The organism is Pedobacter lithocola (assembly GCF_042650845.1).
Classification (GTDB): Bacteria; Bacteroidota; Bacteroidia; order Sphingobacteriales; family Sphingobacteriaceae; genus Pedobacter; species Pedobacter lithocola.
The window spans coordinates 17,935-34,355 of record NZ_JBHSBW010000001.1 but is presented as its reverse complement, the minus strand read 5'-3'; the positions used below and the strand labels follow the sequence as shown (position 1 = coordinate 34,355).

Annotated in this window: 14 protein-coding genes and 1 tRNA gene; 8 read left to right on the top strand and 7 right to left on the bottom strand. The window is 34.9% G+C overall.

What is annotated here, in order from left to right:
- The first annotated feature begins 73 nt into the window (after window positions 1-73).
- A complete protein-coding gene (locus ACFOWA_RS00165) occupies window positions 74-787 on the top strand; it encodes a class I SAM-dependent methyltransferase (protein ID WP_378980643.1) in 714 nt (237 codons plus the stop codon).
- Between the two features lie 887 nt (window positions 788-1,674).
- Here ACFOWA_RS00165 and ACFOWA_RS00160 read toward each other — a convergent pair.
- Together ACFOWA_RS00160 and ACFOWA_RS00155 are read right to left on the bottom strand one after the other, a co-directional pair.
- Window positions 1,675-2,208 carry a hypothetical protein gene (locus ACFOWA_RS00160; protein ID WP_378980641.1) on the bottom strand — a complete coding sequence of 178 codons (534 nt, stop codon included), beginning with the start codon at window positions 2,206-2,208 and terminating at the stop codon, window positions 1,675-1,677.
- A 6-nt stretch (window positions 2,209-2,214) separates the two neighbouring features.
- Window positions 2,215-3,810, bottom strand: coding sequence for a hypothetical protein (locus ACFOWA_RS00155; RefSeq protein WP_378980639.1), 1,596 nt, complete (start codon window positions 3,808-3,810; stop codon window positions 2,215-2,217).
- A 114-nt stretch (window positions 3,811-3,924) separates the two neighbouring features.
- On the opposite strand from ACFOWA_RS00155, the gene ACFOWA_RS00150 reads away from it, so the two are divergent.
- Together ACFOWA_RS00150 and ACFOWA_RS00145 are read left to right on the top strand one after the other, a co-directional pair.
- Window positions 3,925-5,202 carry a hypothetical protein gene (locus tag ACFOWA_RS00150; RefSeq protein WP_378980637.1) on the top strand — a complete coding sequence of 426 codons (1,278 nt, stop codon included), beginning with the start codon at window positions 3,925-3,927 and terminating at the stop codon, window positions 5,200-5,202.
- 293 nt (window positions 5,203-5,495) lie between these two features.
- Window positions 5,496-6,644, top strand: a complete 1,149-nt coding sequence (locus ACFOWA_RS00145; RefSeq protein WP_378980635.1) for a hypothetical protein — start codon at window positions 5,496-5,498, stop codon at window positions 6,642-6,644.
- Here ACFOWA_RS00145 and ACFOWA_RS00140 read toward each other — a convergent pair.
- Complete coding sequence (locus ACFOWA_RS00140) at window positions 6,641-8,191, bottom strand: hypothetical protein (RefSeq protein ID WP_378980633.1); 1,551 nt, start codon at window positions 8,189-8,191, stop codon at window positions 6,641-6,643. The two genes, ACFOWA_RS00145 and ACFOWA_RS00140, sit on opposite strands and share 4 nt — an antisense overlap.
- A gap of 727 nt (window positions 8,192-8,918) precedes the next feature.
- On the opposite strand from ACFOWA_RS00140, the gene ACFOWA_RS00135 reads away from it, so the two are divergent.
- Genes ACFOWA_RS00135 through ACFOWA_RS00125 form a run of 3 tightly spaced genes read left to right on the top strand, consistent with a single transcriptional unit; the run spans window position 8,919 to window position 10,762 of the window.
- Window positions 8,919-9,824, top strand: coding sequence for an AraC family transcriptional regulator (locus tag ACFOWA_RS00135; protein ID WP_378980631.1), 906 nt, complete (start codon window positions 8,919-8,921; stop codon window positions 9,822-9,824).
- A 7-nt stretch (window positions 9,825-9,831) separates the two neighbouring features.
- The gene (locus tag ACFOWA_RS00130) at window positions 9,832-10,314 is read left to right on the top strand and encodes a VOC family protein (protein ID WP_378980629.1); all 483 of its coding nucleotides are present in this window, start codon (window positions 9,832-9,834) and stop codon (window positions 10,312-10,314) included.
- Between the two features lie 10 nt (window positions 10,315-10,324).
- The gene (locus ACFOWA_RS00125; protein ID WP_378980627.1) at window positions 10,325-10,762 is read left to right on the top strand and encodes a DUF1801 domain-containing protein; all 438 of its coding nucleotides are present in this window, start codon (window positions 10,325-10,327) and stop codon (window positions 10,760-10,762) included.
- 447 nt (window positions 10,763-11,209) lie between these two features.
- On the opposite strand, the gene ACFOWA_RS00120 is transcribed toward ACFOWA_RS00125, so the two are convergent.
- From ACFOWA_RS00120 to ACFOWA_RS00110, 3 genes are all read right to left on the bottom strand, one after another.
- Window positions 11,210-11,644: a carboxymuconolactone decarboxylase family protein gene (locus ACFOWA_RS00120; RefSeq protein WP_378980625.1), complete on the bottom strand. Its 435-nt coding sequence runs from the start codon at window positions 11,642-11,644 to the stop codon at window positions 11,210-11,212.
- Window positions 11,645-11,736: 92 nt separating this feature from the next.
- Window positions 11,737-12,306: a Crp/Fnr family transcriptional regulator gene (locus ACFOWA_RS00115; RefSeq protein WP_378980623.1), complete on the bottom strand. Its 570-nt coding sequence runs from the start codon at window positions 12,304-12,306 to the stop codon at window positions 11,737-11,739.
- A 448-nt stretch (window positions 12,307-12,754) separates the two neighbouring features.
- Window positions 12,755-13,264 carry a hypothetical protein gene (locus tag ACFOWA_RS00110; RefSeq protein WP_378980621.1) on the bottom strand — a complete coding sequence of 170 codons (510 nt, stop codon included), beginning with the start codon at window positions 13,262-13,264 and terminating at the stop codon, window positions 12,755-12,757.
- A 1,337-nt stretch (window positions 13,265-14,601) separates the two neighbouring features.
- Between ACFOWA_RS00110 and ACFOWA_RS00105 the strand changes: the two genes are divergently transcribed.
- Together ACFOWA_RS00105 and ACFOWA_RS00100 are read left to right on the top strand one after the other, a co-directional pair.
- The gene (locus tag ACFOWA_RS00105; RefSeq protein ID WP_378980619.1) at window positions 14,602-14,757 is read left to right on the top strand and encodes a hypothetical protein; all 156 of its coding nucleotides are present in this window, start codon (window positions 14,602-14,604) and stop codon (window positions 14,755-14,757) included.
- A complete protein-coding gene (locus ACFOWA_RS00100) occupies window positions 14,754-16,307 on the top strand; it encodes a recombinase family protein (RefSeq protein WP_378980857.1) in 1,554 nt (517 codons plus the stop codon). The genes ACFOWA_RS00105 and ACFOWA_RS00100 overlap by 4 nt, the downstream gene beginning before the upstream one ends.
- Here ACFOWA_RS00100 and ACFOWA_RS00095 read toward each other — a convergent pair.
- A tRNA-Met gene (locus ACFOWA_RS00095) sits at window positions 16,264-16,340 on the bottom strand. The two genes, ACFOWA_RS00100 and ACFOWA_RS00095, sit on opposite strands and share 44 nt — an antisense overlap.
- Window positions 16,341-16,421: the final 81 nt, after the last annotated feature.

The window sequence follows — 16,421 nt, the reverse complement described above, 5'->3', positions numbered from 1 at the left end:
TCAATGTATTATAAAAAATAACTATACAAAACTATTGTGCGCTGCTTTTCGTTCCTCTTATAAATATATCCTTATGAAAATATCAAATATTATACTTCCCTTTTGGTTTTTGATATCGTTCTATACGGCCTCTGCTCAAGACCAATCACCTTACACTTTCAAAAAGCCATCTGCCAATGGTACCGGCAAGGTTTACATGGGCAGAGAAATTGCGCATGTAATGAGTTTCGAGGGAGTAGATTGGCTGGAACGCAACAGCCGAACGCAAGAAGAAAACACCAACCTGGCATTGGCATCTTTACCGCTGAAAAGCAATAGTGCCGTAGCTGACGTTGGTGCGGGGTCAGGATTTTATACATTTCGGGTTGCAAAGCGCATTCCAAAAGGAAAAGTCTATGCTGTGGAGATTCAAGATGATGCCATTGCCTACCTAAAGAAAAAAGTACATGATGATCGCTTAACTAATGTTGAAGTAATTAAGGGTACAGAAAAAGACCCTAATTTACCAGCTAATTCAATAGACTTGGCATTTATGGTGGATGTTTACCATGAATTAGAATACCCTGCAGCCTATTTGGCGGCATTACGAAAGGCACTTAAACCTAATGGTCAGCTACTATTACTAGAGTATAAAGAAGAAGACCCTACAGTAGCCATTAAACCCGAACATAAGATGAGCGTAAAGCAAGCAAAAAAAGAACTTGCAGCTAATGGCTTTAAGTTAGTTAAAAATGGAACCTTTTTACCGCTACAACATTTCTTGCTGTTTGAGAAAACAGGAAATTAATATGGTCACCTCGATGTGTATGAAAGCCTCGTTTGGATATTTAAAATAGCTAATTTACAAAGACTAACCTATAAAGCATTTAAACAAAAAAAGCTCATCGATAGATGAGCTTTTAATCAGTAGCCCTTACTGGACAGATTTCGAACTTTTTCTTGGCTGATTTGCGGGAAATAGCGAAGGTTGCTAATTATTTTAAACATTAAATAAGCTTCTTTTTTGAGATAAATAAATAACTGAAAACGAATTTCTCATGTCAATATGTGTATTTCAATAAAACTATCCACCCTAATTCGTTCCAAAGTGTCCAGCACCATAAGGATTTTTATTTTGACCAGCTTTCTATTTGCCTTTGATCAACCTAGACCGGGGCGAACGTCCCAAACACCATTCCCGTGTCTTTTGCGCAGCAAAAGGCTATTTCCAACTTCAGAGCAGCTCTAAAAGACCAGAATCAATATCGCTCAGGCCACAGCTTTAAGAATACTCTTTTTTAAAGCTTTTTAGCTTACCAGATTCTATCTTTGAATACCATCCAGCCCCAAATGCTCCAAAAACCATTTTCAGGACCTTAAAACGTCTTTAAATAAGCCGAGCGGACAGTTTCAGGCGAAACGTAGTGAATACTTTGGAGCGAAAGATGCGGCCACTTTGCATTAAAATAAATGACCACTTTTGAGCTACTCCCCAGATTGACTGATGTATAAACAGTAACATTATCATTTTATCAAAGGTTGAAGCAATTCATGTATGATCGCGCGGATGCCTTTCTAAAATACCTTCATAACACTAAATTGATAATATAACAAAAAAATTAGTCGCTGTACTTCATAAAAATGATTAGTTAAAAGCGAGTTAGATATCTCTAGCTCGCTTTTGGAATAATTATACTAATTCATTTTTATTCCCTTTAAGACATTAGCTAAATTTTCTTTCGCCAAACTTTCTTGTCCAGGGCTAAACATCAATATACCTGTTACATAGGATGTGTTTTCTTTATTGACAACATAAAATACATAATAATTTTGTTGGACGCCACCACCATTGTTTCTTGAAATTAAGCATTCGTTGCCATTGACTTCGGTTGTATAAATTTCAGAGAAGTTATCATTTGGAAAATATCTCTTTTTTGAGTTTTCCATCTTCCTTTTAGTATCGGCAATGAATGCAGGATTTTTATTAATGTTAACAGTGCGTATTGAGAGATTTTGTCCATTGAAGTCGTATTCACCTCGTAGGCTAGACAAGTTTACCGTTCCATCTGGATTCATACTATTTTTCGAGGATGTGGTCGCAGGCTTTACATTTGTTTTTACATCTTTAGGAAGTATAATTTGAGAAGTGTTAGAACTAAGTTTTATTTGACTAAAACAAGTCAAATTCAATAGTAGAAAAGTTAAAAATAATATATATTTTGTTTTCATAATGTTTTAATTATTGGGACACGGATTGGATTTCATTTTGACTGGTTCTCCGGCTGGGGCGTCAATTAGAACGTAGTCAAATTTTCCTGTTTGATTATTCTTCTTAAAAAGGTTTATTGAGTTTCCTAGTTTTCCCTTTAAGCCATACTCTGTTGCCTCCGCTTCAGATGCTCCAGGATTATTATTTTTATAAATTGTTGTAAGTGCATTAAATTCAGCATTAAATTGAGTAGGATTTGCCAAATATTTTACCTCATAATAGTATTTCAAGGTTGCCCAATCAGCTACTGTTATAACATAGGTTTCTCCGGTAGAGCTTAACGTTGTTACTGAAGCATAACGTTTGTAAAATTCCTTCTCAAAATCGCTTGCGGTTTTTAATTCCTGCCGTGATAAATTATAAACTAGTTCAAATATATCCGACGGTGAAGCAGTCGTCCCGTCCGGATGGTAGTGAGAATAACCTATTGAATACCCATCGGTACTATTCCAACTAAAATTCTCAGTCCAACTTGTAGCTGTACCTGCTCTTACGACTGACGGTTTGTAATTTCCAGGTACCCAACTTGATAACTTTTCATCTGCTCCATATTCAATAGGGCCCGAGGGACTAGAAGTCGCTGCAATTGCTTGGTTCCTTATATTGGCATTTTGTGTAGTAATTGTTGAATTGCTTTGATTTGATGTAACGTTTGGAACTCTACTACATGGTAGCTCATTAGGCAATTCAGCAGGTTCTGTAGGATTATTATTTCCACCATAACCTCCTCCTCCGGTATTATTTGATGAATCATACCCCGAATCTGATCCAGAACTCGGAGGTAAGTCACAACTCCCACTAAGATATCCCTGGTTAAAACAAGTAACTCCAATTCCTTGATTATCCTGTTGACAAAACCATAATTTCCTGCATCCGTTATCACCTGCAGGCCCTGTATCATACCAGCCAGATGATTTAATTGGTCCGGTAGAACTTAATTTGTTAATTGAAGTGATAGCTGTCGGTAAGTTATATAACAGAGCGCCCTGCCCCGTTTTTCGACCCCCATTTACCATCTGCCCACTGAGTTTAAAATAGTTAAGATCATATTCGAAAATTGCACCTGTTAAATCCGAAATTTGATTGCTCTGATATTCAGATATAATTTCATTAATTTTATCTTTCAATGAATAATTCATTCCAAGGAACTCAACAATTCGACCAGACACGATTGCATTATCTTTTTTTGTAAAAATGAAAAAACGACGTATTTGAAATGATTTTCCATCTAATTCCCGTTCGATAGTAGGAACTACAATTAGAGTTTCACCATTACTATTTAATAATGTATACGATTTTTTCCATTGCGGTGCTAGTTTAATAAAAGGTTCAAATCGCTTTTGTGTGGCTGAATCGATAAGTCGGGCTTTATTCATCCACAACTCTTTATAAGTAGTAGGCGTTAAGGTTGCGCCTTTAGCATAGAATATCTTCGCAGCCTCTAGCTCGAAACGGTCTGGAATCTTTTTGTCTTCAAAAAGAGTAAATTCTTTCCTACAGGAAACAATTATTAGAGTCAGAAAAAGTAAGGAGGAGAGGAAGAGTGTTAATTTTTTTTTCATAATTTGATTTGATAAGGTATGTTTTTATAGCAGCGATATGTCTGTTATATTATATGTGCAAATTATAAATTAAACTTTATAATAAAAACAAATCATACATATTTATATTTGTCTATGAATTTAGTAACCCTGCGAAACCTAAGTTTTATAACTATCTGCCAATTGATTGTTTTCTATCCTGTTAAAGAATTCAAATTTCAAATGCAGTGGGATGACTATTGGGTGGTAATTAATGAATATACAGATCGAGGATTTACTTTACGAAACTTTGAATTGATTTTGAGTAATTATTACCATGGACAATATGCCCCTATTAATGAACTCTATTATATCTTAATAAAAACTTTTTACGGTTATGACGCTACCTATTTTCATATTGTAGGGGTGTTCATTCATACAATAAACGCTATTTTAGTTTACGTTTTTATCCTGCATTTTTGTAAATTTATTTTGCAATTAGGATTTGTTAGATGTGCAAACATCGCATTCTTTACTGCATTGGTTTTCTCTATTCATCCATTAAACTTGGAGCCTGTGGCATGGATTGCAGCCTCTAAAATATTATTGTATTCAACCTTCTACTTATTGGCTTTAATATGTTACATACGTTTTTTAAAAACAAAGGGGTATATTTTTTATTTTCTTACGTTGGTATTTTTTATAGTATCTTTTGGTGCTAAGGAGCAAGCGGTTACTTTTCCTGCGTGTGCATTATTGATTGACTATATGGCTAATCGCAATCTTAAAACTCCACAAATATGGAAAGAAAAAGTTCCCATGATAATACTATCCATACTCTTTGGCTTGGTAACTATACAATCCCAAGGAATATCTTCTGGGGATTTTGACCATTACTCATTAATAGAAAGGTTCGCCTTATCATTTTTCACATTTGCAGAGTATATTGCCAAAACTATCATTCCAATTCGATTATCATATATATACCCATTTCCTTTCCTACCTGGCGAGAGCATCCCTTTTTGGATGTGGCTATATCCTTTCGGCTTTATCATTTCGATTACTCTGATTGGAAAATCAATTATTAAAAAGAAATGGTTACTATTTGGCTTAAGCTTCTTTGTCATTCACATTGTGCTTACATTAAATATCATTGGTATGTCCAGGCACTCCATAATTGCTGATAGATATGCATACCTTTCCATAATTGGTATAGTGTTTATATTTACATATTCTTTTTATGAATATGTAGGTTTTAAAAAGCATTTATTTCATTCATCTATTGCATACATATATATATCATTCCTGGCTATTTACACCTACAACCATCTTGCCGTATGGGAAAACTCTAAGAATTTAAAAACTGAAATAAGTGATGAAATAAAGCGCAGACTAGATTACGATAAACTGATCAAAAAATATGAAGAAAAGTAAAAATAAAATTAATTTATCAATAGCACTCTTAATTTTAATTATGTTATTGTGTATTAATGTCGCTATAAGTCTTAAAAACTATAATTTGCGGACTGTAGGAATAAATTACTTTCTATTCGTACAGACTAAGCAGGTTTATACTACTGATACAAAAATAAATTTTACTCAGGTATATCGTGAGAATTTCTTGGAAAATGTAATTACAGATGTTATCCTCTGTGATAGTTGCTTATTAACTGACTCGGCAAATGTTATTTATACAAAACAGGAAGGCATACGTTACTTGAAACCAAATGAAAATAACTCCTTTTAACGATTCAATAATATTTGTCGTATTACTTGCTGCCGTACTACTGGGCTGTGTCAATGTTGAAAAGCAGCCCATAATTGGTAAACCAAAGATTTTATCAATAAATGATATCAATAAAAGACCGCCGTTATCTTTAAGTAGATTAGCGTATGACTTGAGATACTTATTTTTGAATGAAGAGTTTGGCAAAAACCTGGTAATTGACCAGGTTGTTTCAGCTAATGATATACTATACTTGCTAGATAAGAGTAAGAAAAAACTTTTTTTGACTAATTTAACTGGAAGGAAAATTTCCGAATTGACAGGCGTTACATGCTTTGATGTCACAAATGACAAACTTTATACATATAACTCAGCTAATGGGATGATGATTGTTTCAAACGTTTTTGGGCAATTAAAAGGACATTATAGACTTGGATTTAGAGGAGTAGATTTCATGAGTTTGAATGACTCTACTTTTGTGTTCTACACTGGAGGAATTATAACAGCGGATAAGGAAAGTAATCGATACGAACTGGCCTTTGTCAGTAAGAATGGGGAATTAAAAGAATTCGCATTGCCCATTTCTGAGGTTAAGCAGGGAATAAACTATGCTCCTATCCGAAGATTTACTAGGGATAATGGTTTGTTTTTCATCTCTGGATTGGGAACAACCAGCTATCAAATATCAGAACAATATCTGAAGCCTTTATTAAAGTTTGATTTTGAGGAATCTATGCTAACTGACAGCATCTTTGAAACATTTAAAGAGTTAGAAAGTTACAGTTTTTTCCCATACGTACTTAATTTAACAAATAAATTAAATACAGACAAGCACAAATTCTTTAATTTTACTTTAAGGGGTGTTGAGGGTTATATCTTTGTCAGTAAGAAAGATTCAAAACCTATCATGATAAACCTGAAAAGTTCCGCGGATCGTACTTCAGATTTTAATGACCTTATCCCTGAAGCCTACAATAATTCCCTTTTTGTAAGTATCGTAGATAAGAGGAGATTTCAGAAAAACTATGAGCTTTTCTTGAAGATGTCGAGCGGTTCGAGGCAGAGTTCTAGATTGCAAAATGTAAATTATCAGAACGTCCTGAGAAATAATAATCCTATTATTTTACTTTATAAACTAAGAGGCATTTAGTGTTTCTTTCGATATAGCAGTAGATAATCGGAACTCTCAGCTCTTTCGTAATAAAAATAATCAGCCAACGAATACAAATCGTCTATTAGAGGAGAGGTGGAATAAACCAACTCCATTCCACATTTTTGCAAATATAATTCGCTTTTTACACCCGTATATTCTTTGCCAGTAATTAACAAAAGATTGACTTCATCACTTATCATTAACGATTTAAAATTTTGATCCCAAAAACTTGATATTACTTTTAACTTCACATTTTTTCTTTTATAAAAATGTTCTGAAAAATTCATTTTTAAGTCAAATGGATGTGCATCGTAGGTTGTTATTAAATTGACCCTTCCATTAGGATAATTATTGTAAATATGACTTGCTATCTCAGTTTCTCCCATACGCGTACTTTTAGAAAGTCCGATTAAGAAGAACGTTAAATTAAACATAATATAAAGTATCATAAAGCCATGGATGGCGTTGCGACTAAATATATGGTTTACGTATTGTATTGCCTTTAAAATAATAATCCCACCAAATATAGAAACAGGAAATATGAACCTAAGTTCTTTGTGAGGAAAGAAACTATGAATGATAATAAAAAGTAAGGGGCACCACAAAAAAATAGTTGTAGACCTATTTATCAAGAGTATCAGAACTGATATTATTAAAACAATTCCATTAAAAAAGCCGACTCCTCCAAAAATTTCTAAAGGATAGAAATACCATGGACTCGTGCCATAGAATTTGCTCGCCTCTAAAAACAGATTGTTATTAAGATAATTATAGAATGATAATGTAAATTGACCATAAAACCAGGAATCTAAAATAACTCCGATGATAGCCACAAAGGTAAAAGAGAGAATGATATACCAAATTTCTGCATATTTTCTTTTAGATATAACATATACCCAGGGCAAAACGGATATCAGAATTATAATAGATTGAAATCTAAATAAAAATGCTAAACCCAATCCTAATCCTGCCAATACAGCTCTCCATTTATTTTTATTAGTTTGAATGTTTGATATCGTTCCAATAGAGACTAAAATAAAAATCCCGGACCATGTTTCTGATGAGAACCTAACACTTAGCAATGGCACAAACCATGACAAGTACGATATAATTTGATAATAAATCTGTTGTTCATATTGAAACTTATGCTTAGTTATACTTACGAAATATCTTATTGCTATAAATGATGTAAAAGCACTTATTAGTCGTAGAAGTAATGTTAACGTGAAAGGATTATTTATTCCAAAATAATAACAGAACCTGAAAAGATTCATGCAAATGATTGGTTGGAGAGCAGAGCGCATTTGCTTTGTATATTCCCAGCTGACATCCCGTGTATGCCCCAATTTAAATTCAGCGAATCCTATAATTTGATAATGTTCATCTAAGTTATAATACCCATAATTCTTATAGGCAGCAAAAATGTAAACAACTAGAATAGTAAGTTGTATTGTAATATAACGAAGCTTAGATGAAATATTTAGCATATGAACCGCCAGACGATGCTGAAATCCCCCTAAAAGTAAATAACTTTTTCCATACAATGATAAAGGGTTTATTTATCTATTGGGAAATATGTAAACAACTGGAAAGAGAACTAAACCTACTGATATATTCATTCACTATCAACAGACACGTTTTGGACAAAGGTTAAGTTGAGATTTTAATCTCTGTAGCCACTGCACCATTATAATTAAAAATTGGTTTTTTGAGACAAAAATATTAGGAACGTTACTATCTTAAACTCAACCTAATTAGTTCAATAAACTAAAAAGTTTTCCTTGCACTAGCGGATCTCTAACATCGCTTCGTTCCATTCGACCATTTTGGAGTTGCTATAAACAGCCTAATTTATGTTTTCAGTTTTCCAACTATCAGAAGCTCCTTTCAGTAATCAACCAGTTTTTTATGTTTTTGATAAATTTATTCTCTTTGCCGTAATTGGTACAAGTATACTTACAGCTGAAAGAAAGATATACGGTATGAGATGAATACTTTCGTTTTTTGAGACAACATACCTAGGTATAAATATATCCCGGCTCCCTAATTGGTAGATCTATCTCTCAGTTTCAAATTGGGATTCGTAGTTAGAACAATTAGGTTATATAATTTTACATGAGAAATTGAATTTGGAGAAAACCTTTGGGAATGCTACCTTAGTTCTTGAGAGCGTTAATTTAGAACGGGAATATTGCATAGCTATATTTCCGTTTTTCGTTTTGATAGCCTCGGCGTTTCGTATCAAAATGAAATGCTTTACCGCTAATATGCATGAATAGGTCAACCGATATTTACCGTCAAAGAATCAACCAGGTAATCGACCACCTCAATGTTCACTTGGATAGGCCCGTTCCCCTTGAAGAACTAGCCTCGGTAGCATTCTTTTCGCCTTTTCATTTTCACCGCGTATTTGTTGCCATGATGGGCGAAACGGTTAAAGCTTTCACCAGCAGGATGCGTAATGAAAAAGCTGCCCGTCTGCTCAAGTTTTCCGAAAAACCAATCTCGGAAATTGCAGCTGAATGTGGCTTTTCTTCTACCTCGACATTGTCGCGTCTTTTTAAACAATACTTTGCAGTTTCGCCCGGCCGGTATCGGAAAGGCGAAAAAATCAAAAATAGCAAGATTCGCAAAGATTTACAGCCGATAATTGAATATCATTGTGAACTAAAGGAGCAAGAACTGGAACGGCTTTTTCCTGTTGAGATAATGCATCTGAAGGAAAGAAGGGTCGCATACATCAGGGTAACGGATGCATTTAGGGAGGGTGTGGTCGTTTCGGCGTTTGCAAAACTTGTCATCTGGGCCAAGGATCTGGGAATTTATGAGTCGGAGACAATTTTTGGTATGTCAAAGGATGATCCAGAGGTAACCCCAAAACAGAAATACAGGTACGAGGCATGCATTACCCTGCCTGAAAATTTTAAGGTAGGTCCAGATAGCCCGGTGCAAACGAGGGTTCTGCCGGCATGTAAATATGCATTTACTAAAGTAACCGGCGATATTAATCTGGTTGCTAGAGGAATAAATTATCTTTTTGATAACTGGCTGATCAATAGCAATTTTGAATGTGAGACGCAACCGGGCCTGGAGGTATTTTTGGATAAGGAAAATGTATGCAACTGGAGCCATTTCGATTTGAATATTGGCATACCCGTTAAAGCGATAAAAAATTAAATGCAATATGATAATCAAAGCAAAAAAAATAGGATTACTTTCCTTACTGGTACTCGCATCCTTCCTGTCAGGTTTTACAGTAAATACAATTATTAGCAACAATAAAGAAAAAATGAAAAAAGTAACCGGTATCGGGGGCATCTTCTTTAAATGCAAGGACCCCAAAGCAATCAATGCATGGTATAAATTACATCTGGGTTTCGAGACAACGCCTTACGGAACAAGTTTTGAATGGCGGGATGCAGAGGACAGCACAAAAAAGGGGATCACCCAATGGAATCCCTTTCCGCAGGACACAAAGTATTTCGCGCCTTCGCAAAAAGATTTTATGATCAATTACCGGGTTGAAAATCTGGAGCAGCTTGTTGAATCCCTAAAGAAAGAAAATGTGACCATTGTCGATAAAATAGAAAGCTTCGATTATGGTAAATTCGTTCATATTTTAGACCCCGAAGGAAACAAAATCCAGCTGTGGGAGCCTAAAGATTGATTGGAGGATTATGGCTAAGACAAAAACAATAGAAACAGCATTGAGTGTACGGGACTTTATTGAATCATACGCGGATAGCGAAGAGAAGAAAACCGACAGTTACCGTCTAATCGAACTCATGACCGGATGGTCTGGGTTTGATGCCAGATTATGGGGAACAAGCATAATCGGGTTCGGAAGTTACCACTATAAATACGAGAGCGGTCATGAGGGGGACGCGCCGTTAATGGGGTTCTCGCCGAGGAAATCTGCCTTCTCACTATACGTGTTTTCGCCGATTCCCGAGCAGGAGAAAATGTTAGGATTATTGGGCAAATTCAAAATTGGCAAAGCATGCATTTATGTTAAAAAGCTATCCGACATTAATACCGATGTCCTGGAAAAAATGGCCAGAACGACGATCGCTTATATTGAAGAGCATCACGAGTGTGCCTGCCGGGAGCATTAAAATAATAAATATTTAACTAATCCGAACCCATAATTCTTGGTGCAAAAAAGGTTTGAAATCATAGTAAGCTATGGACAAACTTTCTGTCATTCATATTAGTAAAAACTGTTTTTAAAAAAGCGGAATACTTTTTTTGCCCATTGATTTTCCCGTAATGTACTACAGCATAGTAACACAAACCCTTGAAGTTAAATTATTGTTAATCAATGGGTTCTTATAAAAGCTATTGCAGCGATTTAAAATACCATTACCTGAGCAAAAAGTAATTTTGGAAACATTAGTTAAATCTATGGCTTTCTTTTACCTATAATATATACCTGAGATAGCGCCTTTGAGAGTTAATGAGTAAAAACAATACAATCTAAAATAGCCCATAAAATGTGAGATGATTTTATAGACTATTTTAAGAAGATTTAATAGTGGACAGGTCAATCAATGCCCCAAGGATTACCCTACCATCATTTTAGAAGTTATTGCAATTCTATTCCATGCGTTTATGGTTACAATTGCAATAATAACCTGCGCTAATTCGTGTTCATCGAATAAATTTTTGGCGTTATTGTAAGTTTTATCCAAAACATGGTTACTGATTAGCGTTACTTCTTCTGTTAGAGCCAAAACAGCCTCTTCTTTTTTTGAGAACAATGTAGTTTCCCTCCATGCATTCAGGACATACAGGCGTTGTTCGGTTTCCCCAAGCTTACGCGCATCATTAGCATGCATATTTAAACAATAAGCACAACCGTTTATTTGTGAAGCTCTCATTTTGATAAGTTCTAGAATGATAGGGTCTACCTTACTTGTAGATAAATACTTTTCTAAACCAAGCATGGCATGGTATGCTGCTGGTTCTCTTTTTTGGATGTCGATTCTGGTTTCCATCTTTATTTTTTTTGATGGTGTAAAGGTCAGGAACATTCAGGTTAAAAATCTTAATGTAGTTTAAGAAACAATATCCACCTAAATAAAAAAGCTTACTTTTTCGAGCGAATTTTACTGAGGAATTCTGGTGTAAATCCTAGATAGGATGCAAGCATGTATTGCGGTACACGCTGAACGAATTCAGGAAATAACTTATTAAAATTTACATACCTTTCTTCTGCAGTCTGGCTATATAAATATTTGATCCTAAGCTGAGATGCCTGGTGTAATTTCTGATAAATTAACCTGAAATATTTTTCCAACATGGGAAGTCTGTTGAATAGGGTATCATAGTTTCTGCGCTCAATGTAAATGACTTCAGTTGGTTCTGCTGCCTGAATATAAAATTCTGATGTTTTTTGAGATATAAAACTGGTTAAATCTGAGATCCACCAATTTTCAATTGCAAACTGAGTGGTTTGTTCTGCTCCTTTGATGTCTATGAAGTAAAGACGCAGACAACCCTTAACTACAAAATAGTTCTTCCGGCAGCTTTCTCCTGCCTGGTGTAGAAATTCCTTCTTTTTAAGTGAAAGTGGTGTTAGAAATGAGTCTAGTATTTCCTTCTCTTCAAAAGTTAGAGCTGTAAATCTCTCAATATGATTATAAAGTGCTTTATACATAACGTTTCATCGGGCAATGATCATCCTTCCAATCGCTAAAAGATGTGCTATAAATTGTGAATTTTGCTGAGTACAAGAATGTTTCAATTTACTATTAAAATATCTTTGGGACATAAAATATTTGAGATTAACGCTCTTTATTCTTTTAATAGGAAAAAGTATCCCAACATGCCTAAGTAAGTTTTATTAATATGTTTATCTGTTCACTATCATTGAGGTAAGTGAATTTTCTTTTGTAAATAGAAGCTATTAAAAAATTAACTTCCCTCTCAGATGTTCATCAATCTAATTACTTGATTTGTTATCTTTAAAATCAGTTAAAGGTGGATTTGTTAATACAAATAATAAAATACAGAATCCTAGGATAGCAAATATTTTTTTCATTCTGATCATTTATTGAGATTATATTTTAGTCATATTTACAAATAGATACAATCTGTCATTCATGTTAACGGGCAGGGGATGTTATACGAATGTGGAGAACGTCAATCAATTTAGCGAGACCAAAAATACATATTACTTCCGCGGAAAAAAAACTGATCCAATATGATGTTCGAAATACAAACCCAAACCATTCATATAAAAAACTTCCAGGCGTCAACACAAAATAGGCATATTTCAATGCCGATGATAAAATGAAGGCAATAGCGGATGTTAGGAATAGCTCGCCAGCTTTTTGCACATCGTGATGAAGTCTTATATAATCCGCAGCTTGTAAAATTCTATGATAAGAAAAGCAAACAGAAGATAGAGCTATTAACATTCCAAATCCGACATTACTTAAACTAATGCTTGTGTTATCATTTCGAGTGAAATAGATTAGCAATGCGAAACTGCCGCTTATTATAAAAATTAGAAATGGATAGCTAACACATAAATACCAAGATAACTTTTGCAAAAGAGTAAGATTTGGATTAGCATCAGGGTGAATATACTTTTTTAAACTTTCTATACTCATATTTATTATTTGAAATTACACTTTTTATAGCTAAAATTTATCCGTAAACAATCTATTGTTGCCAACCGTGCCCATAACTGCCTGTTTCATGAAGCAATGTTTTATCAAATTGTTCTTTGATAGAAACTCTGGCGTAACCGATCTTGATTGTTGTATCACTAAAACCCTTATCTGTAAATAAAATAGACTTTGTTTTGTGATACAAGTTTTCGAGAAACAGAAGCTATTACATCCGAAAAAGCATCAAAACGATTTCATAATCTCACAATACTACCGTTATAAATTACTTTACACCGCTAGTAAGTACCATTACTTAGTAATTCTGGCTTATAAATTCGTAGTCAAATCTATCGGACATGAAAATTAAAATAAAAATTAAACCAGGATAGAGCATATACTTCCATCAACTTCGTTTAAATATCCGCAGGAAAATCTATTCCATTCCTCTCCCTGATGGAGATAGGAATAGGTTATGCCTTCCACCGCAAAAACAAAGTTAATAACTACAAACTAGAGTTACCTACAGAAATACTTTAACCACACGGGTGGTTTGCAAGATGTACTTTTGTATACACAAAAGAATCTTGCGCCCTTGAGGTCGGGCATTTTTCTCGGAACTCGAAAATGCTGAAGACAGTTTAAAAGCAAGATTATGCCAAGGAAAAAAGCTAAAACTTCAGAGGAACTTCTAACCTTTATTCAAAGAAATTACCTATAAAAAAGAGATTTTTTTTTGGAAGAGGGACGAGTTTGCAAACACATTGGGTTTGTTATAAAAGGATTAATGCGATACTATATCAATCACGATGACGAGCAAAAAACGTAGGGTATCCTAAAGCGAGGACGTGTTTGAATACTACGAATATGCGAGATTTATATAGATAAATAAGATATCCCTAGTGCAGAGGAAGAAAGCTAAAAATAAGAATGCTTTTTAGTCACCCTATAATTATAAGTGTAGTAGTAAAACCTTTTCAAAGTCGGAAGTTATCTAAGTTCCGAGCAAAATTAGCATCATAGTAGTTAAAGGCCTGACTAGCTTCTGCTATCATCCGCTTTAATTTATCATAAAGATTGGAACGAATTTATAAAATGATTTTACAATGGCCAGTGCTAATCTGTGGCTTGTGGACCCCACCATAGCGTAATGCTAATTTGCTTCTACCGATAAATTTTGATTTCAAAAAATTATCCGAATCACTATTGTGAAATAAAAGGTGTAATTCCAAATTGCATAATTCCAAAGTAGTACGTATGGCAAAAAAAACACGGGATCCCGAACGTAATATACAAATGATCATTTAACGTGTAATTAATTTTAGGTTTATCCACAGCTTATGAGACATCTACCGATAGCGCGAATTACCCCTGAGAAATTAATGGAAATGTTAAAGAAAAAAGGTGTAAAAATGTCTATAAATCAAGCTAAGGAAATCTTGGATTTGCTATATATTTTAGCTATTTTGGAAGTAGAGCAAGTTTTAAAAAGATGATTACAGCAGATTTATACATTAGAGTAAGTACTGATGAACAGGCTGATAAGGGATATTCGCAGCGCAATCAAGAAGAGGTTCTACAGAAATATTGTTTCACCAGAGATATCAAAGTTCGGAAAGTTATTTTTGAGGATCATTCCGCCAAAAGCTTTGTGCGGCCCGCATGGCAAAAATTATTGGCTGATCTAAAAAAGAAGAGAGGGCAAACGGATTTAGTACTTTTCACCAAATGGGACAGATTCAGCCGAAATGCAGGAGATGCCTATCAGATGATAAAAATTTTAGCTGATCTCGGTATAGAGCCTCAGGCCATTGAGCAGCCTCTTGATATCACCATTCCTGAAAACAAAATGATGCTGGCTTTCTATCTCGCAGCTCCCGAGGTTGAGAATGATAGAAGAGCGCTCAATACTTTTCATGGAATGAGAAGAGCAAGGAAAGAAGGGCGATGGATGGGGCCAGCGCCCATAGGCTATATTAACAAAGTAACCGAAGACGGGCGAAAGTATATTTGTCCTGTAGAGCCCCAAGCGTCAATAATGAAGTGGGTATATGACGAATTATCAACGGGTAAGTGGTTCATTGATCAGATCTGGAAGGCAGCATCGGATAAAGGGCTGATGACAGGTAGAAAAAATTTTTGGCAGATAATTCGAAATCCCATTTACTGCGGTAGGATACCCATTGCGAAATATAAGGAGGAGGAGGCCCATACTGTTATGGGGCAACATAAAGCGATAGTTTCGGAGAGCATCTTTTATAAAGCTATGGATGTTTTGAACGGCAGAAACAAGCCAAAAAAGACGACTATATCTTCTCCTGATGCGCTTCCTTTGCGTGGCTTTCTGATATGTCCAAAGTGTGGCTACATGCTCTCAGGTAGTGCTTCAAAAGGTTACAGCAAGCACTATCACTATTACCATTGCTTTTCAAAATGTGGGGTGAGATATAACGCGGAAAAAGTCAATAAGCTTTTTGTGGAGGAGTTAAAAAAATATACTATAGATCCGCTGTTGCATGAGGCATATGTAATGATTTTGAAACAGGTTTACCAAGCTTTTTCAAGTGAAGATAATAATGAATTATCAAATGTAAAAAACCAGTTGGAGGAGTTTAATAATAAAATTTCTAAGGCTAGGGATAAGATGCTCAACGATGTAATTCTTGATTTTGAGTACAGGAAAATCAAATCAGACTGTGAAAGAAATATCCTTATTCTTGAAAATAGACTCATCGATTTATCCAGGGGAAAAGAGAATATTGGTGAATTAATCGGAAAAGCGACTGGATTGCTCAAAAACCTTCATGAAACATATATAGAGGCAGATTCTGAAGGAAAAAGGCGATTAATCAGTTCGATCTATCCCCAAAAACTCACTTTTGACGGAACACAACATCGAACTGTTCGAATGAATGAGGCTGTGCGCGTTCTAGGTACTTTAAAGGCCGTTTTTGAGGGCAAAAAAAAGGGGCAAACCAAACAAAAATTTGATTTGCCCACTATGGTAGCGGGGAGCAGGATCGAACTGCCGACCTCAGGGTTATGAATCCTGCGCTCTAACCATCTGAGCTACCCCGCCGGGTAAAAATATTTGCTTATATTACAAATATTTGTTTGGTTATTTTTTGGAGTTGCAAATATAGAATAAATTACCTTTTTA

What these genes read in the sequence shown, in the direction of transcription:
- ACFOWA_RS00125 (WP_378980627.1), top strand. Translation starts at nt 10,325, where the DNA reads ATGGCTAAGACAAAAACAATAGAAACAGCATTGAGTGTACGGGACTTT.
- ACFOWA_RS00115 (WP_378980623.1), bottom strand. Translation starts at nt 12,306, where the DNA reads ATGTATAAAGCACTTTATAATCATATTGAGAGATTTACAGCTCTAACT.
- ACFOWA_RS00165 (WP_378980643.1), top strand. Translation starts at nt 74, where the DNA reads ATGAAAATATCAAATATTATACTTCCCTTTTGGTTTTTGATATCGTTC.
- ACFOWA_RS00110 (WP_378980621.1), bottom strand. Translation starts at nt 13,264, where the DNA reads ATGAGTATAGAAAGTTTAAAAAAGTATATTCACCCTGATGCTAATCCA.
- ACFOWA_RS00150 (WP_378980637.1), top strand. Translation starts at nt 3,925, where the DNA reads ATGAATTTAGTAACCCTGCGAAACCTAAGTTTTATAACTATCTGCCAA.
- ACFOWA_RS00155 (WP_378980639.1), bottom strand. Translation starts at nt 3,810, where the DNA reads ATGAAAAAAAAATTAACACTCTTCCTCTCCTCCTTACTTTTTCTGACT.
- ACFOWA_RS00160 (WP_378980641.1), bottom strand. Translation starts at nt 2,208, where the DNA reads ATGAAAACAAAATATATATTATTTTTAACTTTTCTACTATTGAATTTG.
- ACFOWA_RS00105 (WP_378980619.1), top strand. Translation starts at nt 14,602, where the DNA reads ATGAGACATCTACCGATAGCGCGAATTACCCCTGAGAAATTAATGGAA.
- ACFOWA_RS00135 (WP_378980631.1), top strand. Translation starts at nt 8,919, where the DNA reads ATGAATAGGTCAACCGATATTTACCGTCAAAGAATCAACCAGGTAATC.
- ACFOWA_RS00145 (WP_378980635.1), top strand. Translation starts at nt 5,496, where the DNA reads ATGAAAATAACTCCTTTTAACGATTCAATAATATTTGTCGTATTACTT.
- ACFOWA_RS00100 (WP_378980857.1), top strand. Translation starts at nt 14,754, where the DNA reads ATGATTACAGCAGATTTATACATTAGAGTAAGTACTGATGAACAGGCT.
- ACFOWA_RS00130 (WP_378980629.1), top strand. Translation starts at nt 9,832, where the DNA reads ATGATAATCAAAGCAAAAAAAATAGGATTACTTTCCTTACTGGTACTC.
- ACFOWA_RS00120 (WP_378980625.1), bottom strand. Translation starts at nt 11,644, where the DNA reads ATGGAAACCAGAATCGACATCCAAAAAAGAGAACCAGCAGCATACCAT.